The organism is Allobosea sp. P4_C6 (assembly GCF_056402015.1).
This window is the reverse complement of the sequence record NZ_JBFUIF010000245.1, coordinates 1-1,376: the sequence shown is the minus strand read 5'-3', so window position 1 is coordinate 1,376 and position 1,376 is coordinate 1. Positions and strand designations below refer to the sequence as shown.

Sequence of the window (1,376 nt, the reverse complement as noted above, 5' to 3'; positions counted from 1 at the left end):
GACCGAGGTTTGTCACCTCTGGAATCTCGTGGCGGCCGACACGCGCGAAGGCGAGGTCTACGGGCGCCTCCTCGAAAAGCTGGAGGCCGCCCGCGAGGCGCTGGGCGGTCGCGTCTACGACGTGCTTGGCGAGCTTTTCGAAGGCACCCCGCTGAAAGACCTTCTCTTCCAGGCCATCCAATATGGCGAGCAAGGGGATGTGAAAGCGCGCCTCTTCCGACAGGTTGATGGCGCCGTCGATCAGACGCATCTGCTGGAATTGCTTCGCCGCCGGGCGCTGACCAATGACACCATGCCCGAGGCAAAGGTCGAGGAACTGCGGCTCGAGATGGAGCGGGCCGAAGCACTTCGCCTTCAGCCGCATCACATCCAGAGCTTCTTCGTCGAGGCGTTCCAGCATCTCGGAGGTCGCCTCAAGCGACGGGAAGATGGCCGCTGGGAGGTCTCCCATGTGCCGGTGCGCATCCGCGAGCGCGACCGCCAAATCGGCACCGGCGCGCCGATCCAAAAACAATACGAGCGGATCTGCTTCGAGAAAAATCAGATCAATCAGCAGCCGGTCGCGGCGTTCATCTGTCCTGGGCACCCGCTACTGGAGGCAGTGATCAGTCTCATCCGGGAGCAGTATGAACAGATCATGCGACAGGGCGCGATCCTGGTCGACGAAACCGATCCGGGCGATGCGCTGTCCGCGATCTTCCTTCTGGAGCACACGGTCCAGGACGGCCGCACGATGAGCACCGGCAAGCCGCATGTGATCTCCCAGCGGCTCCAGTTCGCCGCGATCAACAAAGCGGGCCAGGCGGTCAACGCCGGGATCGCGCCGCACCTCAACCTTCGCCCGGCCACGGCGGAAGAGGTCGGCTCCGTGCGCGACCTGCTCGACGAAAATTGGCTGACAAGCGAGCTGGAAAAAGCGGCCATCCGTTTCGCCACGGTTGAGCTGGCGCAGGCGCATGTTGCGGAGGTCAAGACACGCCGCCTGCCTGAGATCGAAAAGGTCGAGCAAGAGGTGCGCGCCCGGCTGAAGAAGGAGATCAACTACTGGGACTCCCGGGCCTTCGAGCTGAAGGAGGAGGAAAAGGCCGGCAAGAAGACGCGGCTCAGCTGGCAAAACGCTCAACGCCGGGCTGAAGATCTAGCTGAGCGTCAGAAGCGCCGGATGGACCAGCTCGAGCGCGAGCGCTTCATCTCATCTCAGCCGCCGCGCGTGCGTGGCGGCATGGTGGTCATCCCGCGGGGGCTTCTGGACGCTCGTCAGACACTGAGCATCCCGAACAATTTCGCTGCGGATACAGCGGCTCGTAGAGTAATCGAGCTTGCCGCGATGGAAGCGGTTATGGCGGCGGAGCGCGCCTTGGGGCATGCCCCTGTCG

At 63.5% G+C, this 1,376-nt stretch carries 1 pseudogene; it reads left to right on the top strand.

Features of this window, described 5'->3' with window-relative positions:
* Positions 1-28: 28 nt before the first annotated feature.
* Positions 29-1,376: pseudogene (locus tag AC1DVA_RS28360) on the top strand (RNA helicase); the annotation flags it as partial.